The organism is Streptomyces sp. NBC_01304, from assembly GCF_035975855.1.
Classification (GTDB): Bacteria; Actinomycetota; Actinomycetes; order Streptomycetales; family Streptomycetaceae; genus Streptomyces.
Window position 1 is genome coordinate 3,104,197 of record NZ_CP109055.1, and the last position, 25,399, is coordinate 3,129,595.

At 70.6% G+C, this 25,399-nt stretch carries 21 protein-coding genes; 5 read left to right on the plus strand and 16 right to left on the minus strand.

The genetic code is table 11. From position 1 onward, the window contains the following. Positions 1 to 32: 32 nt before the first annotated feature. Positions 33 to 473, plus strand: a complete 441-nt coding sequence (locus OG430_RS13360; protein WP_327352699.1) for an ATP-binding protein — start codon at positions 33 to 35, stop codon at positions 471 to 473. An 83-nt stretch (positions 474 to 556) separates the two neighbouring features. Here OG430_RS13360 and OG430_RS13365 read toward each other — a convergent pair whose 3' ends face one another. The 5 genes from OG430_RS13365 to OG430_RS13385 form a co-directional block, all read right to left on the minus strand. Further along, on the minus strand, positions 557 to 1,984 hold the full coding sequence (locus OG430_RS13365; protein WP_327352700.1) for an amino acid permease: 1,428 nt from the start codon (positions 1,982 to 1,984) through the stop codon (positions 557 to 559). Positions 1,985 to 2,029: 45 nt separating this feature from the next. After that, a complete protein-coding gene (argF, locus tag OG430_RS13370; RefSeq protein WP_327352701.1) occupies positions 2,030 to 3,028 on the minus strand; it encodes an ornithine carbamoyltransferase in 999 nt (332 codons plus the stop codon). 62 nt (positions 3,029 to 3,090) lie between these two features. Then, positions 3,091 to 4,323 carry an arginine deiminase gene (locus OG430_RS13375; RefSeq protein ID WP_327352702.1) on the minus strand — a complete coding sequence of 411 codons (1,233 nt, stop codon included), beginning with the start codon at positions 4,321 to 4,323 and terminating at the stop codon, positions 3,091 to 3,093. Positions 4,324 to 4,413: 90 nt separating this feature from the next. Continuing rightward, positions 4,414 to 6,972 (minus strand): polynucleotide kinase-phosphatase, encoded by a 2,559-nt coding sequence (locus OG430_RS13380; RefSeq protein ID WP_327352703.1) that lies wholly within the window; start codon positions 6,970 to 6,972, stop codon positions 4,414 to 4,416. Continuing rightward, entirely contained in the window at positions 6,969 to 8,471 is a 1,503-nt protein-coding gene (locus tag OG430_RS13385) for a 3' terminal RNA ribose 2'-O-methyltransferase Hen1 (protein ID WP_327352704.1), read from the minus strand. Before OG430_RS13385 ends, OG430_RS13380 begins: the two co-directional genes overlap by 4 nt. 222 nt (positions 8,472 to 8,693) lie before the next feature. Between OG430_RS13385 and OG430_RS13390 the strand changes: the two genes are divergently transcribed. Both OG430_RS13390 and OG430_RS13395 read left to right on the plus strand, forming a co-directional pair. After that, complete coding sequence (locus OG430_RS13390) at positions 8,694 to 9,245, plus strand: AAA family ATPase (RefSeq protein ID WP_327359075.1); 552 nt, start codon at positions 8,694 to 8,696, stop codon at positions 9,243 to 9,245. 158 nt (positions 9,246 to 9,403) lie between these two features. Beyond that, entirely contained in the window at positions 9,404 to 11,485 is a 2,082-nt protein-coding gene (locus tag OG430_RS13395; RefSeq protein ID WP_327352705.1) for a phosphocholine-specific phospholipase C, read from the plus strand. Between the two features lie 36 nt (positions 11,486 to 11,521). Here the strand turns inward: OG430_RS13395 and OG430_RS13400 are convergent, their stop codons facing one another. Together OG430_RS13400 and OG430_RS13405 are read right to left on the minus strand one after the other, a co-directional pair. Then, on the minus strand, positions 11,522 to 12,397 hold the full coding sequence (locus OG430_RS13400; RefSeq protein WP_327352706.1) for a hypothetical protein: 876 nt from the start codon (positions 12,395 to 12,397) through the stop codon (positions 11,522 to 11,524). A 9-nt stretch (positions 12,398 to 12,406) separates the two neighbouring features. Continuing rightward, entirely contained in the window at positions 12,407 to 12,826 is a 420-nt protein-coding gene (locus OG430_RS13405) for a hypothetical protein (RefSeq protein WP_327352707.1), read from the minus strand. Positions 12,827 to 13,110: 284 nt separating this feature from the next. Here OG430_RS13405 and OG430_RS13410 point away from each other — a divergent pair, with 284 nt between their 5' ends. After that, positions 13,111 to 16,782 (plus strand): nSTAND1 domain-containing NTPase, encoded by a 3,672-nt coding sequence (locus OG430_RS13410; protein ID WP_327352708.1) that lies wholly within the window; start codon positions 13,111 to 13,113, stop codon positions 16,780 to 16,782. A 71-nt stretch (positions 16,783 to 16,853) separates the two neighbouring features. On the opposite strand, the gene OG430_RS13415 is transcribed toward OG430_RS13410, so the two are convergent. Both OG430_RS13415 and OG430_RS13420 read right to left on the minus strand, forming a co-directional pair. Then, positions 16,854 to 17,135, minus strand: a complete 282-nt coding sequence (locus OG430_RS13415) for a hypothetical protein (RefSeq protein ID WP_327352709.1) — start codon at positions 17,133 to 17,135, stop codon at positions 16,854 to 16,856. A gap of 85 nt (positions 17,136 to 17,220) precedes the next feature. Then, positions 17,221 to 18,147, minus strand: a complete 927-nt coding sequence (locus OG430_RS13420; RefSeq protein WP_327352710.1) for an LLM class F420-dependent oxidoreductase — start codon at positions 18,145 to 18,147, stop codon at positions 17,221 to 17,223. Positions 18,148 to 18,407: 260 nt separating this feature from the next. Between OG430_RS13420 and OG430_RS13425 the strand changes: the two genes are divergently transcribed. After that, complete coding sequence (locus OG430_RS13425) at positions 18,408 to 18,623, plus strand: hypothetical protein (protein WP_327352711.1); 216 nt, start codon at positions 18,408 to 18,410, stop codon at positions 18,621 to 18,623. A gap of 194 nt (positions 18,624 to 18,817) precedes the next feature. Here OG430_RS13425 and OG430_RS13430 read toward each other — a convergent pair whose 3' ends face one another. The 7 genes from OG430_RS13430 to OG430_RS13460 form a co-directional block, all read right to left on the minus strand. Continuing rightward, complete coding sequence (locus OG430_RS13430; protein ID WP_327352712.1) at positions 18,818 to 19,051, minus strand: hypothetical protein; 234 nt, start codon at positions 19,049 to 19,051, stop codon at positions 18,818 to 18,820. Between the two features lie 89 nt (positions 19,052 to 19,140). Then, positions 19,141 to 19,620 (minus strand): DUF6099 family protein, encoded by a 480-nt coding sequence (locus OG430_RS13435; RefSeq protein ID WP_327352713.1) that lies wholly within the window; start codon positions 19,618 to 19,620, stop codon positions 19,141 to 19,143. Between the two features lie 144 nt (positions 19,621 to 19,764). Further along, entirely contained in the window at positions 19,765 to 20,166 is a 402-nt protein-coding gene (locus OG430_RS13440) for a nucleotide pyrophosphohydrolase (RefSeq protein WP_327359076.1), read from the minus strand. 74 nt (positions 20,167 to 20,240) lie between these two features. After that, positions 20,241 to 21,395: an AAA family ATPase gene (locus OG430_RS13445; protein ID WP_327352714.1), complete on the minus strand. Its 1,155-nt coding sequence runs from the start codon at positions 21,393 to 21,395 to the stop codon at positions 20,241 to 20,243. A gap of 55 nt (positions 21,396 to 21,450) precedes the next feature. Then, positions 21,451 to 21,858, minus strand: a complete 408-nt coding sequence (locus OG430_RS13450) for a cell division protein SepF (protein WP_327352715.1) — start codon at positions 21,856 to 21,858, stop codon at positions 21,451 to 21,453. Positions 21,859 to 22,031: 173 nt separating this feature from the next. Beyond that, a complete protein-coding gene (locus OG430_RS13455) occupies positions 22,032 to 23,297 on the minus strand; it encodes a SufS family cysteine desulfurase (RefSeq protein WP_442816489.1) in 1,266 nt (421 codons plus the stop codon). A 313-nt stretch (positions 23,298 to 23,610) separates the two neighbouring features. Next, positions 23,611 to 24,999: a family 2B encapsulin nanocompartment shell protein gene (locus tag OG430_RS13460; RefSeq protein WP_327352717.1), complete on the minus strand. Its 1,389-nt coding sequence runs from the start codon at positions 24,997 to 24,999 to the stop codon at positions 23,611 to 23,613. Between the last annotated feature and the right edge of the window lie 400 nt (positions 25,000 to 25,399).

A 25,399-nucleotide genomic window follows, 5' to 3' on the forward strand; every position in this document is an offset into this window, starting at 1 on the left:
AGCAGGACAGCCCGCATCCGAACGGACATGCCTTGCACGAACCGCACGCATCACCCGCCTCCTGGCGTATCGCGCTTCCGCACACCCTCGCGGCGGTACCCGTGGCTCGCGCGCTGATCCGTACGGCGCTCGCGGAGATCACGGAGTTCGAGGTGTCCGCGGACTGCGACACGGCGGAGCTGCTCACCGCCGAGCTGGTGGCCAATGCCGTGGAGCACACCTCGGGCGACGAGCCGATCGAGCTGGTCGTGGAGCTGCTGCCGGGCGGCTGTCAGGTCGAGGTGCACGACCGCGACCCGGAACCGCCTGGCGATCTGTCCCCGCCGGGACCCGCCGACGAGCCGGATCCCTGGCAGGAGCACGGGCGCGGGCTGCTCCTCATCCGCACCCTGAGCCAGGCTTGCGGGCATCGGCTGACCGGGTCCGGCAAGGCGGTGTGGTTCACACTGCCGGCACGTCCCGCGACGGCCTGATCACGCTGTCGGCACCCCCGCGACGGCCTGATCACGCTGTCGGCACCCCCGCTACGGCCTGATCACGCTGCCGGCACGCCCCGCTACGGCCTGACCTTCCCGGTCGCGAGCCGTGAGTGGCGGCTGCTGTAGTACGTGTACACCAGCGCCCCCACCACCAGGAACACCGCGAACTGCACCCAGGTCTCCCAGCCGGTCCCCCAGATCAGATACAGGCAGAAGGCCACGCCGAGGACCGGGCTCACCGGGTACAGCGGAACCCGGAAGCGGCGCGGCAGTTCGGGCCGCTGACGACGCAGCGCGATCACCGCGATGTTCACCGCGATCATGATGGCCAGGGTGCCGATGGTGGTCAGGTTGATCACCACGTCCAGGGGCACCACGGCCGCCGGGATCGCGAAGACGACCGCCATGATCCAGGTGTTGGCGACCGGCGTCGACGTACGCGGGGAGATCCGCTCGAAGATCCGCGGGATGAGCCCGTCCCGGGCCATCGACATCAGGATCCTGCTCTGCCCGTACATCACGGCGAGCACGACCGAGGCGATGGCGACGACCGCGCCGAAGGCGATGATGCCGCCGCCGACCGTGGAGTCGGTGACCTGGTTGACGATGAGGGAGAGCGCGGCAGGCTTGTTGGCGACCTCCCCGGCGGAGAGCGCGCCGATCGCGGCGACCGCGACCAGGCAGTACAGGAGCGTCACCACGCCGATGCAGATCATGATCGCGACGGGGATGTTCTTGTGCGGGTTCTTCACTTCCTCGCCGGCCGTGGTGATCGCGTCGAAGCCGATGAAGGAGAAGAAGGCGAGCGAGGCGCCCGAGGTGATGCCGGAGATCCCGTACGGCGCGAAGTCCGCGAGGTTGCCCGACTTGAAGGCGCTGAACGCGATCGCGCAGAACAGGATCAGGATGCCGATCTTCAGGACGGCCATCGCGGCGGTGGCCCGCGCGCTCTCCCGGATGCCGCGGACCAGGAGCAGCGCCGCGAGCAGCATCACCGTGACCGCGGGGATGTTGACGACGCCGCCCTCGCCGGGCGGGCTGGAGATCGCGGCGGGCAGGGTCCAGCCGAAGAGGCTGTCCAGGAGCTCGTTCAGATACTGGCCCCAGCCGACGGCCACCGCCGAGACGGAGATGCCGTACTCCAGGAGCAGACACCAGCCGACGAGGAAGGCCACGCGCTCGCCGAGGGTGGCGTAGGCGAAGGAGTACGAGGATCCGGAGACCGGGATCGCGCTGCCCAGCTCGGCGAAGGAGAAGGCGGTGAAGATGCAGGTGATCGCCGCCAGGACGAACGAGACGATGACGGCGGGCCCGGCCTCGGCGACCGTGTCGGAGAGGCCGACGAAGATGCCGGTGCCGACGATCGCGCCGACGCCGAAGCAGACCAGCTGGAACAGGCCCATGGTGCGCTGCAGGCCGTGCCCCTCCGAGTCACCGCCCGACTCGGCGACGAGGGCCTCGGGCGACTTGATGCGGAGCCCGGAGGGGGCTGACGGCGGGGACATGCGTTCAGTTTGGGCAGGTTCGTACGGTTGTGCCTGCCCGGTGGGTCAGGCGAGTGTCGCCACCATGATCGCCTTGATGGTGTGCATCCGGTTCTCCGCCTCGTCGAACACGACGGAGTGCTCGGACTCGAAGACCTCGTCGGTGACCTCGAGGGACTCCAGGCCGTAGGTCTCGTGGATCTCCCGGCCGACCCGCGTGCCCAGGTCGTGGAAGGCCGGCAGGCAGTGCAGGAACTTCACGTCCGGATTGCCGGTGGCGCGCAGCACGTCCATCGTCACCGCGTACGGCACGAGGGCCTTGATGCGCTCGGCCCAGACCTCCTTGGGCTCACCCATGGACACCCAGACGTCGGTGACCACGAAGTCGGCGCCGCGGACGCCCTCCTCGACGGACTCGGTGAGCGTGATCCGGGCACCGCTCGCCTCGGCGAGCTCGCGCGCCCTGGCGACGATCTGGTCCGCGGGCCAGTACGCCTCGGGTGCCGCGATCCGTACGTCCATGCCCAGCAGGGCGCCGGTGATCAGGTAGGAGTTGCCCATGTTGAAGCGGGCGTCGCCCAGGTAGGCGAAGGCCATCTCCTCCAGCGGCTTGCTGCTGTGCTCGGTCATGGTGAGCACGTCGGCGAGCATCTGGGTGGGGTGCCAGTCGTCGGTCAGGCCGTTGTAGACGGGCACGCCGGCGTGGGCGGCCAGCGTCTCCACGGTCTCCTGGGCGTCGCCGCGGAACTCGATCGCGTCAAACATCCGCCCGAGCACCCGCGCGGTGTCCTTCGGCGACTCCTTCTTGCCTATGTGCGAGCCGGCCGGGTCGATGTACGTCGTGGAGGCGCCCTGGTCGGCGGCGGCCACCTCGAAGGAGCACCGGGTGCGCGTCGAGGACTTCTCGAAGATCAACGCGATGTTCTTGCCCACCAGGCGGCGCTCTTCGGTGCCCGCCTTCTTGGCCGCCTTCAGCTCGGCCGCGAGCTCGACCAGGCCGCGGAACTCCTCGGCGGTGAAGTCCAGCTCCTTGAGGAAGTGGCGGCCGGTGAGGTCGGGGGCCATGAGGTGCTCCTGGGTCGGGGTCGACAACGTATGACTGGAAGTCTATACGACGTGCAACATTTCTATACAGCGTCACGCTCCACGGGACAGCTCATGCAACGCGGCCCGCCCCGGCCCCGCCCCAGCTCGCTTCCCCGGATCTCGATCACCTCGATGCCCTGCTTGCGCAGATGGGTATTGGTGGTCGAGTTCCGCTCGTACGCGACGACGACGCCGGGCTCTACCGCGAGGACGTTGCAGCCGTCGTCCCACTGCTCGCGCTCGGCCGCGTGCACGTCCTGGGTGGCGGTGAGGACCCGGATCTCGCTCAGGCCGAGGGCCGCCGCGATCGCGCGGTGCATGTGCTCGGGCGGATGGTCGGTGACCTTCAACTCCCGCTCGCTGACGCCCGGTTCGATGGTGTACGAGCGCAGCATCCCGAGCCCCGCGTACTGCGTGAACGTATCGCTGTCGACCATCGTCATCACGGTGTCCAGATGCATGAACGCCCGCCGCTTCGGCATGTCCAGCGCCACGATGGTGCGCGCGCTGCCCGCCGCGAACAGCTTGTGCGCGAGCATCTCGACGGCCTGCGGGGTGGTGCGCTCGCTCATCCCGATCAGCACCGCGCCCCGGCCGATGACCAGCACGTCGCCGCCCTCGATCGTCGAGGGATAGTCGCTCTGCCCCTCCGACCAGTGGTGGAAGGGGCCCGCGTCCGGGCCGGTGAACAGCGGGTGGTGCTTGTAGATCGCCTCGAAGTGCACGGTCTCGCGCTGCCGGGCGGGCCAGCGCATCGCGTTGATGGAGACGCCGTCGTAGATCCAGGCCGAGGTGTCCCGGGTGAAGAGGTGGTTGGGCAGCGGCCCGAGCAGGAAGTCGTCCAGATCCATCGCGTGAAAGCGCACGGAGGTCGGCTCGGGGTGGCGCTCCAGGAATTCCCGCTTGGTCATCCCGCCGACCAGCGCCTCGGCGAGCTCGGCCGCCGGCATGGTCTCGAACGCGCCGCGCAGCGGGGCGGTGGCGAGCGGGCCGTACTCCTTCTCGTCGAAGACCCGGTCCAGGACGAGCGACTTGGCGGCCTCGATGGCAAGGGCCTCGGCGAGGAGGTCACCGAAGAGGTGCACCTCGACACCGCGGTCGCGCAGCACGTCCGCGAACCCGTCGTGCTCCTGGCGGGCCCGGCGCACCCACAGCACGTCGTCGAAGAGCAGGGCGTCCTTGTTGCTGGGGGTGAGCCGCTTCAGCTCCAGATCGGGACGGTGCAGGATGACGCGGCGCAGCCGCCCGGTCTCGGAGTCGACATGGAATCCCATGGGAACCATCCTTCCCCGGCCGGGCGGCCTACGCGCGTGCTGCTCACCTTTCGTGCGCCTCGGCGCCCCGGAGCACCAAAGGCCCGGCGTCTAGAGGCGCGGGTCCACCGGCTCCGACTCCAGCGCAAGCACCGCGAACACCGCCTCGTGCACCCGCCACAGCGGCTCCCCCTCCGCCAGGCGGTCGAGGGCCTCCAGGCCGAGCGCGTACTCGCGCAGGGCGAGCGAGCGCTTGTGGCCGAGGAAGCGGCCGCGCAGGCGCTGCAGGTTGTCGGGGCGGGTGTACTCCGGGCCGTAGATGATGCGCAGGTACTCGCGGCCCCGGCACTTGATGCCGGGCTGTACGAGGCCCTTCTTGCCGCGCACCACCGCCTGCAACGGCTTCACGACCATGCCCTCGCCGCCGCGGCCCGTCATCTCCAGCCACCAGGCGACGCCCGCCTGCACCGACGCGGGGTCGGCGGTGTCGACGTACAGCCGTCGGGTCGTCTGAAGGAGACCGGTGCTGTCGTGCTCGACCACGCGGTCGAGCAGGGTCAGCTGCTCGTCGTGCGGCAGGCCCGCGAGGCTGCGGCCCTGGACGGCGAGGATCTGGAAGGGCGCGAGGCGCACTCCCTCCAGGCCGTCCGTGGTCCAGCAGTAGCGCCGGTACGCGTCCGTGAACGCGGCTGCGTCCGCCGCCCGCTCCTGCTGACGGGTCAGCAGCTCGCCGGTGTCGACGCCCCGCGCCTTCGCCGCTTCGAGCGCGGCCAGGGCGCCGGGGAACACGGCACCGGAGGCCGCGCCCACGGCCGCGTACTGCGTGCGCAGCAGGCCAGACGCCTTGAGCGACCAGGGCAGCAACTCGCCGTCCAGGAGCAGCCAGTCGGTCTCGAGGTCCGACCAGAGTCCGGCTTCGGTGACTGCCGTCCGGAGGCGGCCGAGGACCTCCTCCGTGACGGATTCGTCGCTGAAGAAGGGGCGTCCGGTACGGGTGTGGACCGAGCCCGTCGGCCCGTCCACGCCGAAGCGTTCCCGCGCGGCGTCCGCGTCCTTGCAGAGCAGGACGACCGCGCGCGAGCCCATGTGCTTCTCCTCGCACACGACGCGCTCCACACCGTCCGACGCATACTGCGCGAACGCCTCCGCCGGGTGCTCCAAGTAGCCCTCGACCTGCGACGTCGCGGTGGGCGCCATGGTCGGCGGCAGGTACGGCACCAGGCGCGGGTCGACCGCGAAGCGGCTCATGACTTCGAGCGCCGCCGCCGCGTTCTCCTCGCGCACCGCGACCCGGCCCGCGTGCCTGGTCTCGACCACCCGGCGTCCGTGCACGTCCGCGAGGTCCAGCGGGCGTCCGTCGTGACCGCCGGGCGCCTCGGAGTTGAGGGGCTTGGCGGGTTCGTACCAGACCTTTTCGGCCGGTACGTCGACGAGTTCGCGCTCCGGCCAGCGCAGCGCGCTCATCTTGCCGCCGAAGACCACACCGGTGTCGAGGCAGATGGTGTTGTTCAGCCACGACGCGGTCGGCACGGGTGTGTGTCCGTACACCACGGCGGCGCGGCCCCGGTACTCCTCGGCCCACGGGTAGCGCACGGGCAGCCCGAACTCGTCGGTCTCCCCCGTGGTGTCCCCGTACAGGGCGTGCGAGCGCACCCGGCCCGACGTACGGCCGTGGTACTTCTCGGGCAGGCCCGCGTGGCAGACGACGAGCTTGCCCTCGTCGAGGACGTAGTGGCTGACCAGGCCGTCGATGAACTCCCTTACCTCGGTGCGGAATTCGTCGCTCTCCGCCGCCATCTGCTCGATGGTCTCGGTGAGGCCGTGGGTGTGCTGGACGTTGCGGCCCTTGAGGTAGCGGCCGAACTTGTTCTCGTGGTTGCCGGGGACGCACAGCGCGTTCCCGGACTTCACCATCGCCATGACGCGGCGCAGCACGCCGGGGCTGTCCGGGCCGCGGTCGACGAGGTCGCCGACGAACACAGCCGTGCGGCCCTCGGGGTGTGCGCCGTCCACATAGCCGAGCTTGCCGAGCAGGGTGTCCAGCTCGGAGCGGCAGCCGTGGATGTCGCCGATGATGTCGAAGGGGCCGGTGAGGTGCGAGAGGTCGTTGTAGCGCTTCTCCGTGCTGATCTCGGCGGCTTCGACCTCCTCGACGCCGCGCAGGACGTGCACCTTGCGGAAGCCCTCGCGCTCCAAGTGCCGCAGGGAGCGGCGCAGTTCGCGCTGGTGGCGCTGGATGACGCGGCGCGGGATGCCGGCCCGGTCGGCGCGTGCGGCGTTGCGTGCGGCGCAGACCTCCTCGGGCACGTCGAGGACGATCGCGATGGGCAGCACGTCGTACTTGCGGGCCAGCTCGATCAGCTGCTTGCGGCTGTCGGACTGGACGCTGGTCGCGTCGACCACGGTGCGCCGGCCTGCGGCGAGGCGCTTGCCCGCGATGTAGTGCAGGACGTCGAAGGCGTCGCGGCTGGCGCCCTGGTCGTTCTCGTCGTCGGCGACCAGGCCCCGGCAGAAGTCGCTGGAGATGACCTCGGTGGGCTTGAAGTGCTTGCGGGCGAAGGTGGACTTGCCGGAGCCGGTGGCGCCGACCAGGACCACGAGGGAGAGGTCGGTGACGGGCAGGACGCGCTGGGTGCTGGGGGTGCCCTCGGTGCTGGGGGTCTCGGTCATGCTGCCGTCGCCTCCTTCTTGGTGTCGTCGGTCTTGGTCACGTCGGTCTTGGTCTCGTCGGTGGCCTTGATCGTGAAGACGGCCATCTGCGTGGGCGGGCCGACCTCGGGGTCGTCCGGTCCGACGGGCGTGAACTCCACGCCGTAGCCGTGCCGTTCGGCGACCTTCGCCGCCCAGGCGCGGAACTCGGCCCGCGTCCACTCGAAGCGGTGGTCGCCGTGCCGGACGTGCCCGGCAGGCAGGGACTCCCAGCGCACGTTGTACTCGACGTTCGGCGTGGTCACGAGCACGGTCGCGGGCCGCGCGGACCCGAACACCGCGTACTCCAGGGCGGGCAGCCGCGGCAGGTCGAGGTGCTCGATGACCTCGCTGAGCACGGCCGCGTCGTACCCCTTGAGCCGCTTGTCGGTGTAGGCGAGCGAGCCCTGGAAGAGCTTGACGCGGTCCGCCTGGCGCTCCCCCATCCGCTCCAGCTTGAGCCGGCGCGACGCGACGGCCAGCGCCCGCATCGACACGTCCACACCCACGATCTCGGTGAACCGCACGTCCTTGTGCAGCGCCTGCACCAACTGGCCCTGGCCACAGCCGAGATCGAGCACCCTGCTCGCGTTCGCGGCGCGCAGCGCCTCCACGATCGCCTCCCGCCGCTGGACGACGAGCGGCACGGGCTTCTCTTCGCTGTCCGTCTCCTCGTCCACCGCGTTGTCGATCGCCTCGACCTCGACGTCGTCCGCCTCCGCGAGCCGCACCAGCTCCAGGCGCTCCTCAGCATCCCGGGTCAGCGACCAGCGCCGCGCGAGATAGCGGCTGGTGATCAGCTTCTGCTCGGGGTGCTCCGCGAGCCAGCCCTCGCCGACGCGCAGCAGCTTGTCGACCTCGTCCGGTGCGACCCAGTAGTGCTTGGCGTCGTCGAGCACCGGAAGCAGCACATACAGGTGCCGCAGTGCCTCGGCGAGCGTCAATTCCCCTTCGAGTACGAGGCGTACGTAGCGCGAGTCGCCCCAGTCCGGGAACTGCTCGTCCAGCGCGATCGGTTCGGCCGTGACCACCCAGCCGAGCGGCTCGAAGAGCTTCACCACCAGCTCGGCCCCGCCGCGCGCGGGCAGCGCGGGCACCTCGATGCGGAGCGGCAGGGCCTGCCCGACCAGCTCGGGGCGGGCCGCGCAGTCGCCGCGCAGGGCGCTCTTGAACACCGTGCTCAGCGCGACCGCGAGCAGCGAGGACGCGGCATACGGCCGGTCGTTCACATACTGCGCGAGCGCCGCGTCGGGCGCCCCGCCGCGGCCCTTGCCCTTGCCGCGCCGGACCAGCGCCACCGGATCCACCTCGAGCAGCAGCGCGGCCGTGCAGCGCTCCGCGGACGCCTCGGGGTAGAGGACGTGCGCGCGGCCGTGCGAGGTGGAGAACGCCTGCGATTTGTCGGGATGCTTGTGCAGCAGGTATCCGAGGTCGGTCGCGGGTTTTTCATCGGTGCCGGTGGTGCTGATCGTCAGGAACACGTCTGCTGCTCTCGTCGTTCGCGCCCACGAGGTTCGTCGTCGCGGGCGTCTCAGGGTCGTCGCCGGCTCATCCCGCGCCCTGCTCGGCACGGGCTGATCGCCAGGAACACGCGTCCGAGTATCGCCGGGTTCGCCCCCTGTGGCGAGGGACTTTCTTCCGGGCCTGACGGGCCCCGGTACGGGACCGTGGTGTCAGAGGTCGCCGGTAGTGTGCCCGCCGTGATGGTGGGAACCGTGGGAACTGAAGAGACCCGGCTGATCGTCCTGCGCGGCAACAGCGCCTCGGGCAAGTCGTCCGTCGCGGCCGGTCTGCGCGAGCGGTTCGACGGCAAGCTGGCCGTGGTCGGCCAGGACAACCTGCGGCGCATCGTGCTGGGCGAGCACGACCGGCCCGGCGCGGCCAACATCGGTTTGATCGGCATGACCGCCCGGTACGCGTTGGACTCCGGGTTCCACACGGTCGTCGAGGGAATCCTGTCCGCCGACCGGTACGGCAGCATGCTGGACGACCTCGTACGCGACCACCGGGGCACCACACGCTGCTACTACCTCGACGTGCCGCTCCAGGAGACGCTGGCGCGCCATGCGACGAAGGCCGACCCGGACTACCTCGCGCAGGTCACCGACGAGCATCTGCGTGAGTGGTACCGGGAGCGGGACTTCCTGCCCGGGGGGATCGAGTCCGTCATCGATGCCGCCAGCAGCCTGGAGGCGACCGTGGAGCGCATCATGCGCGAGACGCGATGGAGACGGGTGCCGGCGCTCGACCGCTGAGCCTGCTCAGCCTGCCGGCGCGGGCCGGGCCCGAGCGCGTCGGAGCAGCCCCCCTTGCCCTGGTCAGGACATCGCTTGACACACTTCACTCGATCCACTTCCCCACACCCCGCCCCCACGCTTCACCGCACCCCACCCCCCACGAAGCCGGAACACCCATGCCTGAACTCAACCGCCGCCGCTTCCTCCAGATCGCGGGCGTCACCGCGGGAGCCGCGGGTGCGGCCGCCGGGGCCGCGGTGCTGGCCGGCAGCATCGACCGGGCCAAGTCCATCCCGCCGAACCGCCGCTCCGGTTCGATCGAGGACGTCGAGCACGTCGTCGTGCTCATGCAGGAGAACCGGTCCTTCGACCACTACTTCGGCACGATGAAGGGCGTACGCGGCTTCGGCGACCCCCGCCCGGTCACTCTGCCCGGCGGCAAGCCGGTCTGGCACCAGGCGGGCGACGACGGCACGGAGGTCCTGCCCTTCCACCCGGACGCCGAGGACCTGGGCATGCAGTTCATCGCGGGCCTCGACCACGACTGGGCGGGCGGCCACAGTGCCTTCAACGACGGTGCGTACGACAACTGGATCCCGGCCAAGGGCCTCGGCACGATGGCCCATCTCACGCGCGCGGACATACCGTTCCACTACGCCCTGGCCGACGCGTTCACGATCTGCGACGCCTACCACTGCTCATTCATGGGCGCCACCGACCCCAACCGCTACTACATGTTCACCGGCCACGTCGGCAACGACGGCAAGGGTGGCGGCCCGGTCCTCGGCAACCAGGAGGCGGGCTACGGCTGGACGACGTATCCCGAGCGCCTGGAGCGGGCCGGGATCTCCTGGAAGGTCTACCAGGACATCGGCGACGGGATGAGCGAGGAGGGCAAGTGGGGCTGGATCGACGACGCGTACCGCAGCAACTACGGCAACAACTCGCTCCTCTACTTCCACCAGTACCGCAACGCGAAGCCCGGTGACCCGCTCTACGACAAGGCCCGCACCGGCACCGACGCCAAGGCGGGCGACGGCTACTTCGACGTGCTCAAGGCAGACGTCAAGGCCGACAAGCTCCCGCAGGTCTCCTGGATAGCGGCGCCCGAGGCATTCTGCGAGCACCCCAACTGGCCGGTGAACTACGGGGCTTGGTACATCGCGCAGGTCCTGGACGCGCTGACCTCGAACCCCGAGGTGTGGGCGAAGACCGCGCTGTTCATCACGTACGACGAGAACGACGGCTACTTCGACCACATGGTCCCGCCGTACGTGCCGAAGGACGCCTCCCGGGGCAGGTCCACCGTCGACACGACCCTCGATTACTTCCCCGGGGACGCCGCCTACGACGAGGGCGTGTACGGCCTCGGGCAGCGCGTCCCGATGATCGTGGTCTCGCCCTGGTCGACCGGTGGCTTCGTGAACTCCCAGGTCTTCGACCACACTTCGATCATCCGGTTCATGGAGCGGCGCTTCGGCGTCGAGGAGCCCAACATCTCGCCGTGGCGGCGCGCGGTCTGCGGCGACCTCACCTCGGCGTTCGACTTCAGCGGCAGGGACACCGACCCGGCGAGGCTCCCGGACACCGACGGCTACCGGCCCCCGGACCGCGAGCGGCACCCCGACTACGTCCCCCGCGCCCCTGCCGACCCGGCACTGCCGAAGCAGGAGAAGGGCTCCCGCCCCACACGTCCGCTCCCCTACGCACCTCGCGTCGACGCCGCCGTGACCCCGTCGACGGGCCTGCTCGAACTCACCTTCAGCGGCGGCGAGAAGGCCGGCGCCTGCTTCCACGTCCGTGCGGCCAATCGCACCGACGGTCCGTGGACGTACACCACGGAGGCAGGCAAGAAGATCTCCGACACCTGGAACTCGGCCTACTCCGACGACACTTACGACCTGTCGGCGTACGGACCGGGCGGCTTCCTGCGCGTCTTCCGGGGCCCCGCCAAGACCGCGGGCCCCGAGGTCACCGCCCGCCACGACGCGACGACCGGCAACCTCGAACTGACCCTCACCAACGCCGGTTCGGCGGACGTGCACCTCACCGTCTCCAACGCCTACGGGGACACGGAGGAGACCTTCAAGGTCAAGCCGGGCGCCACCGTCGAGCACACCGTGGACCTGCGCGCCGGCAAGCGCTGGTACGACCTCTCCGTCACCTCCGACGCCGATCCGGCCTATCTGCGCCGCCTGGCGGGGCGGGTGGAGAACGGGCGGGCGGGGGTCAGCGATCCCGCGTTGATCACCGGCTGAGCACCGGCTGAGCACCGGCTGAGCACCGGCTGAGCATCACCGCTCCCGGAGGGTCTTGCGCGCGGCGGCGAGGAGCCGGTCCTGGGACGACTTCCGCTCCTGGAAGTACGCGGGGTGCCGACGGATCGCGGCTTGCTGCAGCCGTGTTTCCGCCGCCGACCAGACCGTCACGAGCCGGCTCCGCTGTTTGCAGCGCACGTCCTTCGCGGCCGTCGCGATTTCGCGGGGGGACGGCCGATCGGCCTTGCGCCAGCGGGGGTCGCGGGCAGGCTTGAGCGGGTGGTCGTAGTGGAATCCGGCGTCCTTCATGCATCCGCGCCAGGTACGTACGGCCCGGATGACCTCGGCGTCGCGCTGGGAGGCTGTGTACGCCTTCTCGTCCAGGTCGTCGAACCGCGAGTCGTCGCCGTCGGGAATGCCCTGCTGCAGTGCGGCACCGGCCCGCTTCCAACAGCCGCCCAGACCGTCCTTCCCGTACGCGGCCCGGAAATCGTCGTCCGACAGGCCGTTGTCACGCCGGTCTCGCAGGGCCGCGTGCCGCGCCTCCCCGACCGGCTCGGGCGGCGGGTGGTAGCCGAACCCGCGGGCGACCTCGGCCTCGATGACGCCGTAGCGGCGGCGGTTGGGCGGGTCGAGGCCCTGGTCCTCGGTGCGGGGCAGCAGCGTCCACCGCATGCCCCGGCGTTGCATGCAGTCGCGCAGCAGCACGTCCTGGGCCGCCTCGACGGTGAGCGTGGAGGCATCGTCGAGCTTGTACGCGTCGAAGGGCAGGGCGAGTTCCGCGGCTTGCTCGCTCACCGCGGGCGCGGTCGGCTTCTTCTCGGGGGTGGGCGTGGCCGCGCCCGCTGCGCAGCCGGTGGCCGCAAGGGTCAGGAGCAGAGCTGCGGCGATCGGGCGCAGGGGCGCGGTCACGGGGTCTCCCTAGAGGAAGTCGATGCTGTCGGCGGCGTCGTTGCCGACGTTGAGGTCCCTCAGGTGGGGGTACTTCTTGCCCGGCTTCAGCAGGGAGTCACGGCCCTGGTGGAACGTGTCCGAATAGATGCGGACCTTCTTGCGGGACGTGTTCTTGGCCGAACTGGCGCTGTCATGCAGGTTCTTGCCGTTGTGGTACTTGTTGTTGCTGAACTTCATGTCGTCGCGGGTGAACTTCTTCTTGCCCTGCTTGTAGTTCGCCGCCTGGTAGATCCAGACGCCCCCGGCACGGGCCTCGCGGTCGACAGTGGTGGAGTCGGACGTGGTGGGCGTGGCCGACTGATCGGCGTCGGCGACCGCCGGCAGGGCCGCTCCGAGCATGAGCGCGGTCGCGATGGCGCCCACGGTGGTGATGGTGCGTATGCGCATTCTGAGAGTTCCGTTCGGTTGGTTCCTGTGATCGGTGTGACAGCGCGAACCGCCCGACACCCCGGCGAGAAGCCCGGGGCCAGTGCGGCCCGACGAGATCGAGTTCACCGGCCGCGGAGTTGTTTGGCAGCCCACCCGGCCTGCACCAATCAATTCTTCTGGCACCCAACTCGTCGGCGGCTCCCGGCCGTTGCGGTCCTCCGGAATGCCGTGCCCCTTGATCCACTCCTTAGGGGTGCAGTGCTTGCATAGGTGCTTCGGGGAACGCGGGAAAGGAGAGACCAGTGGGGCGTCCGGAGAATCCGATCGATCCACAGGATGGTCCGGTACAGCGATTCGCCCACGAGTTACGCAAGTTGCGCGACGAGGCGGACTCGCCCGCCTACCGGACGATGGCCCGCCGCGCCGGCTACTCGGCCGCCACGCTGTCCCAGGCCGCGGCGGGCGAACGCCTGCCGACACTGCCGGTGCTCCTGGCGTACGTACGCGCCTGCGACGGCGACACGGCGGACTGGCAGCAGCGCTGGGAACAGGTCACCGAGGAGCTGCTGCGAGAGCCGCGCCCGGAGCAGGAGGACGCCGACCCGCCCTACCGCGGCCTTGCCCGCTTCGAACCGGATGACGCCCAACTGTTCTTCGGCCGCGAACAGTTGGCGGTCGAGCTCGAGGAAATGGCCCGCCGGCATCGCGTCAGCGCGCTGGTGGGTGCCTCGGGCAGCGGCAAGTCCTCACTGCTGCGCGCCGGTCTCATACCCCGTCTGCGCGACCCGGGCGAGAACACGGGCGAGGCGCCGGCCGCGGTGCGGATCCTCACCCCGGGGCAGCACCCGATGGCGCAGGCCGCACGCCTGGAACCGGCCCCCGGCAAGGGCGATACCTGGGTCCTAGTGGACCAGTACGAGGAGCTGTTCACCCTCTGCGCCGACGAAGCGGAACGGGCCGCGTTCGTGGCGCGCCTCCTTGCCGCCCTCGAAGACGACAGCCGACTGCGCGTGATCCTTGCCGTACGCGCCGACTTCTTCGCCCGCTGCGCCGAGGACGGAGCGCAGGCCGCCGCCCTCAAGGACGCCACACTCCTGGCCGGACCCATGAGCAACGACCAGCTGCGAGCCGCGATCGTCCAACCGGCCGCCGCAGGGGGCCTGATCGTCGAACGGGACCTGACCGCCCGCATCATCGAGGAGGTCGGGGACGAACCCGGCGCGCTGCCGCTGATGTCCCACGCCCTGATGGAGACCTGGCGCCGCCGCCGCGGACGGACCCTGACCGTCCAGGCGTACGAAGCCGCCGGTGGCCTGCGCGGCGCCATCGCCCGCACCGCCGAGGACGCGTACCACCGGCTGACCCCCGCCCAGGCCACCGTCGCCCGGCGCATCCTGCTGCGCCTGGTCGCCCCGGGCAACGGCACTCAGGACACCCACCGCCCCACGCCCCGGCCCGAGTTCGCGACCGGCGACCGCCCCACCACCGGCGCCGACAGCGACGCGGTCCTCGACCGCCTCGCGCACGCCCGCCTGCTCACCGTCGACGACGGGCAGGTCCTCCTCGCCCACGAAGCACTGCTCACCGCCTGGCCGCGGCTGCACGGCTGGATCGAGGAGGACCGCGAACGCCTGCGCGTACACCGTCAGTTGACGCATGACGCCACCGCCTGGGACGAACTCGACCGCGACCCGGGAGCGCTCTACCGCGGCACCCGCCTGGTGCGGGCCGAGGAGACCTTCGCCGCAACAGAGCACGCCGCGCTGACCCCGCTGGAGGCGGCCTTCCTCGACGCCGGCACCGCCGCCCGGGAAGCGGAACGCAGACGCGCGGTGCGCGCCGCGCTCCGGTCGCGGCAGTTCACCGTCGCGCTCGCCACGGTGTGCGTACTCGCCCTGATGGCAGGGGTGGTGGCCTGGCAGCAGAACCGCAGCAGCGACCGACAGCGCACCCAGGCCGCGGCCCGCCGCATCGCGTCGGTCGCCGCGAACCTCCGCACCACGGACCCCGTGCGCGCCATGCGCCTGAGCATTGCCGCATGGCGACTGGCCGACACCCCCGAGACGCGCGGCGCGGTGCTCGCGGCCCTGTCGCAGAGCGAGCGGGATGCCATGCTGCTGCCTGCCGGCGTGAATCCCACGGAGTCGGTACTCAGCGGTGACGGGCACACACTGCTCCACGCCGGCGAGAACCGCGTACGCCGCTGGGACGTTCGTACACGCCGTGAGCTGCCGTCACAACGAGGCTTTCCGTCCCAGGCGTCGACTCCCGCTGCCGCGCGTGGCGAGGGTCCGGCCGACTTTCATGCCTCGGCCATCGACCGGGCGCCGAAGTTCGGCGACAGCGGGCGGACGATGCTGAGCATGACCAACGACGTCGCGCTGTGGGACCTGCGGCGTCGACGTCCGCTCTTCGAGCCCGCCGTGCCCGACCACGGGGCGGCATCCACCGCGACGGCGGTGAGCGCGGACGACCGCTATCTGGCCGCCTGTGCCGGGCAGTCGCACCTGTGGGTGTGGGACGTGGCCAAGAACAGAAGGGTGCCGGTGCCCTTCGCCCGCGCACGGCGACCGATGCGCTGCGAGCCGGACTCGATGCATTTCGGCGCCGCCGGGCGGAGCCTGCTGACCGTGACCGCGGCAGGCAGGGCCGAGATGCGCAGCCTCGCCTCGGGCCGCATCCTCTGGCGGATCGAGCACGCCGGCCTGAAGGGGGTGGAACTGAGCCGGGACGGCAAGCTGATGGCCGCCCGGGACGAGGACGAAATCCTGGTGTGGCACACCGGCCGGACCGCATCGCCGGCACTGCGCTACCCGATCCCCGACGAGGACGTGACGAGCCTCCGGATAGACACCGATCACCAGGTGATCCGCTACCTGGGCGGCGGCGCGGTCCGCACCGTCTCCCTCGACCGTCTCATGCACCGGCCGGCCCACGAGGCGCTGACGGCCGCGGAGTTCGACCGGGACGGAAGCCGACTGGCCACGGTCCGAAAGACCGCAGAGGGAGAGCGTTTCGAAGTGTTCCGCACCCGCGCGGGCAAGACATCGCCCCTGCCGCGCCCCGCCCCCTGCACTCCGCCGCGCGACGATTTCGGGAGCTGCGGCACTTCTCCGCTGCTCGCCCTGCGGCCCGACGGACGTCACGTCGTCTACAGCGCGGAGTCCGGCGGCAACGCACCTCTGTACCTGTGGGACACGCTCGCGCACAGGCGCATCCGGATGCCCGACTCCCTTCAGCCGAAGGGTGGATGGGGAGTGCACGACGTTCTCTACAGCGCGAACGGCAGATACTTGTTCGCCGATGTCGACAACGTCGAGGGCATCACGGTCTGGGACACCCGGCGCCGCACCGTCCGGTCCGTCAAGGGAGTCGAGGGACCCTTGCTGGCAGCACATCCCGACGGGCGCTCACTCGTCGTCGATACCGGCATGATCACCACCGGCCGGCTCACCGACCCGCGCGCACGCCGGATCGCCCGCCGCCCCCTCACCGGCGAGGAGACCACGGTCGCGGCGTTCAGCCCCGATGGCCGCCTGCTCGCCGCAGGAGACGGGACGGGCCGGGTGACCCTCTGGGACGGGCAGGCCCGGCACCGACTGGGCCAGCTGCCCGCCACCGACGGCGTCGCGCAAGGGGCCGACCCGGAAGCGGTGACCGCTCTCGCCTTCACCCGGGACGGCAAGACACTCGCCACAGCGGGAGACAAGGGCACCACACGGCTGTGGGACACGACTTCCAACCAGGCCCTGGGCGGCCCCTTGCCCACCGCACCCGGCGACCCGATCCTCGCGCTGGCCTTCACCCCCGACGGCGGGGCCCTGCGCGCGGTGGGCCGTCGCAGCCCCGTACGGACCTACACGACGACCCCCACCCATGCCATCCGCACCCTCTGCCGACGCACCAAGGGCGGCCTTTCGCCGGCGGAGTGGCGCCGCTACCTGCCCGACGCCTCCTACCGCTCCACATGCTGAGCCGTGGACATCCAGTCGTGGACGTGGCAGGTCGTGGACGTGGCAGGTCGTGGACGTCCAGTCGTGGGCGTCTACATCGCACCGAACATGAACAGATACGGCACCAACTGGCTGACCAGCAGCACCCCGGCCCCCGTGACCAGCCCGGTCAGGTGCAGGGTCCTGCGCCGCGAGGCGTCGCCCCACTGGGACTCCTTGATCAAGCCGATCACCGCGCAGACACCCGCGATGAGCGCCATGACGGCCGCCGTGGACCAGTCCACCCCGAGGGCCAGCACGGCCCCCACCCCGACGGCCGGGCTCACCACCGCGAGTATCCATGCGGCGGCCCCGGCACCATGCGTCTGACTCATACGCCCCCCTGGTTCAGCCGGACACCCTAGCCAACGGGGGCGGGGCGAGTGCCGCAGGGGTCTCCCCGCGGCACCCGCCCCAAGGTCACTTCCTCAGCTGCGACTGCACCTGCGAGGAGATCAGTTCAAGGTGATCCAGGTCGTCCAGGTCCAGGACCTGGAGGTATACGCGACTCGCCCCGAGCTCCGCATAGCGCCCGATCTTCTCGACCACCTCGGCGGGCGAACCGGCAAGCCCGTTGGCCTTCAGCTCGTCCACGTCCCGCCCGATGACGGCCGCGCGCCGGGCCACTTCGGCGTCGTCCTTGCCCACGCAGGCGACCAGCGCGTTGGAGTACACGAGGTCGTCGGCGTTGCGCCCGGCCCGCTCGGCGGCCGCACGCACCCGCTTGAACTGCCGTTCGCTGTCCTCGATCGAGGCGAACGGGATGTTGAACTCGTCCGCGTACTGAGCCGCGAGCCTCGGTGTGCGGTTCGCACCGTGGCCGCCGATCAGCACCGGGACCTTCGCCTGCGCGGGCTTGGGCAGCGCGGGCGAGTCGGTCAGCTGGTAGTGCTTGCCAGCGTGGTCGAAGGTCTTGCCCGGCTCGGTGGCCCACAGGCCGGTGACGATGGCGAGCTGTTCCTCGAGGCGGGCGAACTTCTCCTTGGGGAACGGAATGCCGTACGCCTTGTGCTCCTCCTCGAACCAGCCTGCCCCGAGGCCGAGTTCGACCCGCCCGCCCGACATCTGATCGACCTGGGCGACCTGGATGGCCAGCACCCCCGGCAACCGGAAGGTGCCCGCGGTCATCAGCGTGCCGAGGCGGATGCGCTTGGTCTCCCGGGCGAGACCGGCGAGCGTGATCCACGCGTCCGTGGGTCCGGGCAGCCCGTCACTGGAGCCCATGCGCAGGTAATGATCGGAGCGGAAGAAGGCGTCGAAGCCCAAATCCTCGGTGGCCTTGGCAACGGTGAGCAGCGCGTCATAGGTCGCCCCCTGCTGGGGCTCGGTGAAGATGCGAAGATCCATACCCCCATCCTGCCCGGTCGAACGGGCGTCAACTGTGGTGATCCCTCCGTTCCACCGCCCTCTCGGTCGGGTGAAGTTCCGTCAACCCGGCGCCCCCGTGAGCCCCTGGCCAGTGACCGCCCACCACCGGTGATCGTTGGCTCGGGCGGAGCCGGATCGCCCGGCCCGCGCGCAGGCACCCGCATTCGGCGGCCGTTGCCGACGCGTCGCTTGCACCACCGCTCTCCCCACGTCGGGCGAGCCGGGCCGAGGAGGCCGTCATGTCCCAGGAAGCCGCGCCGGAACAGTCCACGCAGCCGCAACACACCGCAGGGCCACTGCAGTCCGTGCCAGAACAGAGCGGCCGCCCCAAGGGCCTGCTGCAGCAGATGGAAGAGCTGATGGCCGCACTCAACGCGGATCTGTCCCAGCTGGACGCCGACCTTCAATCCTCCGGCGGCCACTCGCCGTCCGACGGGAGCCGGCACTCTTCCTGACGCCCCGAGGAACGCGGCGCGCCTCTCGCCGAGCCGGCGCCCCGATGCCGGGGCTCAGCAGTGCGGCGCGCCCATCCGTCGACACCGGGAGCCAAGGGCCCCCTGCCACTCCCCATTGCCTGTTTCATGGCCCCGCAACGGGGCCTTCCACGGACCCATCCCGCCGCAGCCCGGTGAGGGTTCATCACCATCGGTCAGTCTTCCGGTCGCAGTCGCTGCCTAGCGGCCTCAAGTCGCTGGTCGTAGTCGGAGGCGAACAGGCCAGGCAGCGACTTGTCCAGCGCTCCGGCGATCCGATGGATCGGCGCCCAGAGCGCCGGATCATCGACAACATGACGGAGATCCGTCATCTGAAGCTCCCCCAGCCAGTGCGACAGCACCAGTGCCTCGTCACCCGTGAGCTCGATCGTGACCTGACCATCGCCCATGCACACCCCTTCCCGCTTGGCCCCCACTGCGACCCATGACTCCACCGGCATCTCCCCACGCCACGGCACGCCTTGCTACGCCACACCCCCTACGCCCCACCCGTAGAATCCGGCGCCGACATCCCCGCCTCCCGCACCGCGAGCCTGCGCAGCATCTCGAGTACCCGGTCCCGCGACTCGTCCGCGGCGTCGATCGCCTCGATGCACTGCCAGTAGTCCGCCTGCTCCCCCGCCGAACAGGCGACACCGACGAGTGCGATGCCGACCTCGCCGAGCAGTCCGCCGAGCAGGAGCAGCACGATCCGCGCGTCCTCGATGCTCGTGAGCTGCGCCGCGCGTATGCCGTTGACCCCCAGGTCGGGTGCGTCCAGGGCGGCGCAGCCCCGGCCGCTCACCTCGGTCAACCCCAGTGCCTCACCGCGCAGTTCGGGCGGTCCGCTGACCGCGAGGCGGCTGCCGATGGCCTGGGCGAGCGCCTGGGCCTGCCAGGCCTCCGCGAGTATGTCGGGAGGGTCATGGCTCCGGGCCAAGGCACCTCTGCTCGCCCTGATGAGTCGTAACGCGTCCATGCACCCGCCCCCGCACCGTCGATGAGTCGAACTGCCGTCCTGTCGAGCTCTGTTGAGTCCACTACCCAGAGTGAGGGTCGCCAGACCGAAAAGCCAGGGGAATACGGAAATCTGTGGACAGGACGCCGACTGTGGATAAGCCACTCACTCCGTAGAGTGACCACGAGGGATCACAGGCCGGGACGAACCCACCGGAAATCGCCCCTCGTTGCGGTCGATCTTCGCCGCGAGCGCGGCCAGCGCGTCGATGCCGAGCACCTCGCACAGCTGCAGCAGATACGCCAGCACGTCGGCCACTTCGTCCGTCACGCGGTCCGCGTACTTCGGGTCCTCCATCACCCGCGCCGACTGCTCGGGGGTCAGCCACTGGAAGATCTCGACGAGTTCGGAGGCCTCCACACTGAGCGCCGCCGTGAGGTTCTTGGGGGTGTGGTACGGCTGCCAGTCCCGGGCCGCCGCGAAGTCGGCGAGCCTGCGCTGGAGCGCCGCCACGTCCAGCCCGTGGCCGAGGCTGCTTACGTCCGACCCGTGCCCGGGGCCGCTCACCGCCGACCCGTGCCCGGGGCCGTTCACGTCCAGCCCGTCTCCGGGGCCGTTTTCGTGTCCATGTTCCTGTTCAGTCACGGCTCAAGGTCTACCACCGACACGCCCGCCACCTCCCGCGCCCACGACGCGTCGTGCACCGCACCGACCAGGCGGATGTGCCCCCTGGCGCACATCCGCACCGCTAGCTCGGTGAGCTGCCGGGCCTGCCGGGCGTCCAGCCCGCGCAACAGCCCGTCCGCGACGACCGTCAGGGTCTGGTAGGCGTCCGGCACCTCCACGACCGGATCGACCGCGAGCACGCCCGGCCCCGTGAGGAGCACCAGGCACAGGGCGAGATATCTCAACTCGCCGTCCCCTAGCCGCTCCACGGGCGTCCGGCCCAGCCCCGCGCCCCGCTCGACCACCGCGCGTACCACTCCGTCCCCGGACACCTGGGCCAGCACATCGGCGACGGTCCCGGCGCATCCGGCCCGCACCGCCCCGACGAGCTGCGCATGCCGGTTTCCGCACTCGGCCCGGGTGCGGAGCAGCACCTCGGCGAGGTTGTCGCAGCCGCGCAGCAGCAGCCCGTCGCCGGCCTGGGCCGGCACCCGCATGCGCGACGGCTGGGGGTCGCAGCCGAAGACGGAGCGCAGCGCCACCACGACCTGCTCGGCCGCGGCGAGCACCCGGCGCTGCCCCTCCGTCTTGCCCGCGACGCGCAGTGGAAGCAGCGCCGTGCCCAGGCAGTCGTCGGGCAGCGGGCCCCGCGTCACCGGTGTCGTACCGGCCGTGTGCCAGGCCGCCTGGACGCTGCGCCGGGACGGATCGCGCAGCGCGGAGGCGAGCAGCACCACCTCGCCGCAGGTCAGCCGCTCGCCCACGACACGGAGTTCGGGCTCGGCCTGCACCGCGAGGTCGAGGCGGACCTGGCCGGCGGGCCCGTCGACGGTGCAGCCGATGCGGAAGCCGCGCCGGCGCTCCCGGTCGGGGCGGGCCTGCTCGGGTACGCAGGCCTCCGGTGCGGGGAACGCCTCGGCGAGGGTGGCGCCCGCGGCGAGCCGCGCCAACGCCTCGTACGCCTGCAGCGCACTGCTCTTGCCGCTGCCGCTGGGTCCGGCGAGGAGGGTGACGGGGCCGAGCGGAAACGCCGCGCCCCGATGGGACTTGAAGGCGGAGAGCCGCAGTTCGGTGACCGCGGGCCCGGCCGCAGTCCCGGCGGTGGGCGCGCCTTCTAAGTGCACAGTCATGATCGGACGCTATGCGGGCGCACGCGCGGCGAACCGTTTTGCCTCGTTGACCTTCCTACGATCGAGGGACGCCGCCCGCTCCGGCGACGCCCTCGACGAGCCCCTGCACCTCGGTTCCGGAAGGAGCCAGCAGGAAGACGTTCCGGTCGACGCGGTGCATGCCGCAGCCGAGCCCGAAGACGACGCCGCTGCTGAAGTCCAGGACCCGCTTGGCGACTACGGTCTCCGCGCCGGTCAGGTCGAGCAGGACCGGAATGTGGGCCATGAGGGTTTCGGCCACTTCGCGGGCGTCCCCGAACACGTTCACCCGCAGCACCACGAAGCGCCGTCTGGTCTCGGTCTGCGCCTCGGGCATGGCACGATGCCCGGGCCAGGACGGCCATTCGTCGCGGCTCCGCAGCGGTACTACCTGGGCGAGCCCTTCCCACTGTTCATCGGTGACGTCGTGGCTGTGGCTGCTCACGGCCTCACCCCCTCCTGGCTCGCACTGGTTGTCTGCACCGGCCAATTCTTACGCCTACTCACCCGTTCGGCCCAACAGCGACACGGATGAAGCCTGGGGATGAAGCCTAGGGAGGACTGCCGATGTGTGTCCCGCGCGTGGGGCGATTCACACATCGGCAGCCCTCCGGAGCGTCAGCCCGCCTGTTGCAGCCGGCGCAGCGACGCGACCAGTTGGTCCACCTCCTCGGACGTGTTGTAGAGCGCGAGCGAGGCGCGGGCCGCGAATTCGAGGCCGTAGTGGGCGAGGGCCGGCTGGGCGCAATGGTGACCCGCGCGGATCGCGATTCCGTCGCGATCCAGCCAGTCGGCGATCGTCGCCGGGTCGTGTCCGGCGAGCGTGAAGGTCAGCACGGCGATCCGGTCGGGCGCCGCGCCCAGGATGTCGAGCCCGGGGACGGTGGCCATCGCTTGTTGTGCGTACGTCATGAGCGCTTCCTCGTACGCGGCGATGGCGTTCCGGTCGAACGAGGTGAGCCAGTTGATCGCGGCCAACAGGCCGACGACGCCGGAGATGTGGCCAGTGCCGGCCTCCAGGAGGTGGGGTGGCGGTGCGAAGGTCGTCCGGTCGAAGCCGACCGATTCGATCATGTTGCCGCCGCCCTGCCAGGGATTCATCGTGGCGAGCAGCTCCGGCTTGGCGTACAGGGCGCCGATGCCCGTGGGGGCGAAGAGCTTGTGCCCGGAGAAGGCGTAGAAGTCGGCTCCCAAGTCCGTTACGTCGACGGGGAAATGGGCGACCGCCTGTGCACCGTCGACCAGTACCTTGGCGCCGTACCGGTGGGCGAGTGCGGTCATCTCCTTGACCGGTGGGACGGTGCCGAGGACGTTCGACGCCTGGCTGATCGCGACCAGTTGGGTGCGCGCGGAGAGCAGGTCCGCGTATGCCTTCTGGTCGATCTGCCCGTCCGCGTCGAGCGGAATCGGCACCACGCGCGCGCGGGTCTCCTTCGCGATCATCTGCCAGGGGACGATGTTGGAGTGGTGCTCGAGAACGGGCACAAGGATGTCGTCACCGGGTCCGAGGTTGCTCCGCCCCCAGCTCTGGGCGACGAGGTTGACGGCCTCGGTGGTGCCGCGCACGAAGACGATGGACTCGGGTGCTTCGGCGCCCAGGAAGGCGGCGACCGCGGCCCGGCCCGCCTCGTACATCTCGGTGGCCTCGCGGGCCATGGTGTGGGCGCCCCGGTGAATGTTGGAGTTGGCGGCGCCGTAGAAGGCGCTCAGCGCCTCGATGACCTGGCGCGGCTTCTGGGTGGTGGCGCCGTTGTCCAGCCAGACCAACGGGTGGCCGTTCACCGTGCGGTGCAGGATCGGGATGTCCTGGCGTGCCTGCTCGGGGGTGAAGGTGCCGGGCGGCTGTGCGCCGGGGAGGGCGGGGGCGGCGGTCTCGGCGGGCACGGCCGATGGTGCCGGTGCTGCTGCCGGTGATGCCGGTGCCTGGGCTCCTGGCATGGCGGGAATCCCGGCTGCCGCCGGACCGGTCGGCAGGGCTGGAACCGCTGGAACAGCCGGAACAGCCGGACCAGCCGGAACAGCCGGAACAGTTGGGGCTGTTGGGACGGCCGCCACCGAGGGCACACCGGGCGCTCCCGGAATCGCAGGCAAGCCCGGCACCCGAGCCGGAACGCCGCCCGACCCCGCCACCGGAGCCGGAGCAGGCGCCGGCGCCCCACCAAGACCCGTACCGACTCCGCCGGCAGCCCGCGTAACGTCAGGAATAGTCATGGTAGTTGGACACCTCGACGTTCTGGAGCACCGCGATCGCGTCCTCGACCAGGACCGCCGCATTGAAGTAGGCCGTCATCAGGTACGAGGTGATGCCCTTGTTGTCGACGCCCATGTTCCGCATGGACAGGCCCGGTTCGACCTCGTCCGCGACGCCGGAGGGCCGCAGCCCCACCACGCCCTGCTCGGCCTCGCCCATCCGCATGAGCAGGATCTCCGTGGTGCCGGCGCCCGCGCCCGCGCCGTTGGTGAACGGCACCTTGTCGGACGGCAGGAGCGGCACTCCGCGCCAGGTCAGCAGCGGGCTGCCGAACCTGTTGTCGGTCACCGGGGGCACACCCCGCCGGGTACATTCGCGGCCGAACGCGGCGATCGCCCTGGGGTGCGCGAGGAAGTAGCCGGGCTGCTTCCACACCTTCGCGAGGAGTTCGTCGAGGTCGTCCGGCGTCGGGGCGCCGGTGCGCGTCTGGACGCGCTGGCCGGGGGCGACGTTACGGAAGAGGCCGAACGACGGGTGGTTGAGCAGCTGTGCCTCCTGCCGCTCGCGCAGCGCCTCGACGGTGAGGTTGGCCTGGGCCCTGGTCTGGTCGATGGGCCCGCTGTAGAGGTCGGCCACCCGCGTGTGGACCCGCAGCACCGTCTGGGCGAGGGTCATGTGGTACTCGCGCGGCGTGTCCTCGTAGTCGACGTACGTGCCCGGCAGTTCGGGCTCGCCTATGTGGCCCGAGGAGAGATCGACGGGCACCTCGGAGCCGGGCACCGGCGCGCCCTCGGCGGAGTAAGTGCCGACCGCGGAGCGCAGTGCCTCGTCGCGGTCCATGAGCCCGGCCAGCGTGGAGCGCTCGGCGCAGAGCGCGACGCCGGGCGTGAGGGCCTGCACCCGGTAGGGCATGCCCTCGCCCCGGGTCCAGGCGCCGAGGTCGAAGAACTGGCCGTCGCCGACGACTTCGAGCAGCTGGTCCTCGCCGTACCGGCCGGTGAGCCGCTTCTCGGCGCGGCCGGTCACGATCACCCACATGCGGTCGGCGGCGTCGCCCTCCTGGACGAGGACCTGCCCGGCCTCGAAGGTGACCTCGGTGAACGCGCCGGCGAGTTCCGCGAGCAGTGCGTCGTCGGCCTCGCGCAGATAGGGCACCTCGCGTAAGTCGCCGGGCATGACGCGCGGCGAGCCGTTCTCGGTGTAGGTGCTGATGCGGTCGTCGCCGAGCACGAAGGTGCGGCGGCGGTTGACGCGGTAGACGCCGGACTCGAGGTCGACCCAGGGCAGGGCCCGCAGCAGATAGCGCGGGGTGATGCCGCGCATCTGCGGTGTGGTCTTGGTGGCGGTGGCGAGTTGCCGTGCGGCATCCGGGCTGAGCGACAGGCGATCGGTCACGGGATCCTCCTCGGGACGTTCAGGACGTCAGGGATGCGAACGAGGACCGATCGTGTGCGCTCACCGAGGTGGCCACAAGGTGTCATTTATCAGCAAGATGTGGAGTAGGCCGGAAATAGCCGACCTGAGCCTCGCGCGGCCCTTCCTGCCGGGCCACCCCCACACCCTCGCACCACCTCCACACTCCATACGCGACCGGAATCAGCCCGATACCGAGGCTTTGCGACTCCCGAAGCCCGCCTTATGCGCGCCGCACACATCCCCATTGGTGGCTCTCTGTACTGCTTGATGCTTTCGGGTTGTTTTATATGTATTTATGGACGCAGCCGAAGGGCGTGACGCCGTCGGCCGACCACTGTCCGTTTTGATACGTCTGCCCATGAGGACTGGATCTTGGAGG

Bases quoted from the DNA above. Each gene is read 5' to 3' on its own strand.
- OG430_RS13435 (WP_327352713.1), bottom strand. From the start codon at position 19,620: ATGGACGCGTTACGACTCATCAGGGCGAGCAGAGGTGCCTTGGCCCGG.
- OG430_RS13445 (WP_327352714.1), bottom strand. From the start codon at position 21,395: ATGACTGTGCACTTAGAAGGCGCGCCCACCGCCGGGACTGCGGCCGGG.
- OG430_RS13405 (WP_327352707.1), bottom strand. From the start codon at position 12,826: ATGCGCATACGCACCATCACCACCGTGGGCGCCATCGCGACCGCGCTC.
- OG430_RS13365 (WP_327352700.1), bottom strand. From the start codon at position 1,984: ATGTCCCCGCCGTCAGCCCCCTCCGGGCTCCGCATCAAGTCGCCCGAG.
- OG430_RS13380 (WP_327352703.1), bottom strand. From the start codon at position 6,972: ATGACCGAGACCCCCAGCACCGAGGGCACCCCCAGCACCCAGCGCGTC.
- OG430_RS13375 (WP_327352702.1), bottom strand. From the start codon at position 4,323: ATGGGATTCCATGTCGACTCCGAGACCGGGCGGCTGCGCCGCGTCATC.
- OG430_RS13430 (WP_327352712.1), bottom strand. From the start codon at position 19,051: ATGGGCGATGGTCAGGTCACGATCGAGCTCACGGGTGACGAGGCACTG.
- OG430_RS13390 (WP_327359075.1), top strand. From the start codon at position 8,694: ATGGTGGGAACCGTGGGAACTGAAGAGACCCGGCTGATCGTCCTGCGC.
- OG430_RS13425 (WP_327352711.1), top strand. From the start codon at position 18,408: ATGTCCCAGGAAGCCGCGCCGGAACAGTCCACGCAGCCGCAACACACC.
- OG430_RS13420 (WP_327352710.1), bottom strand. From the start codon at position 18,147: ATGGATCTTCGCATCTTCACCGAGCCCCAGCAGGGGGCGACCTATGAC.
- OG430_RS13395 (WP_327352705.1), top strand. From the start codon at position 9,404: ATGCCTGAACTCAACCGCCGCCGCTTCCTCCAGATCGCGGGCGTCACC.
- argF (WP_327352701.1), bottom strand. From the start codon at position 3,028: ATGGCCCCCGACCTCACCGGCCGCCACTTCCTCAAGGAGCTGGACTTC.
- OG430_RS13415 (WP_327352709.1), bottom strand. From the start codon at position 17,135: ATGAGTCAGACGCATGGTGCCGGGGCCGCCGCATGGATACTCGCGGTG.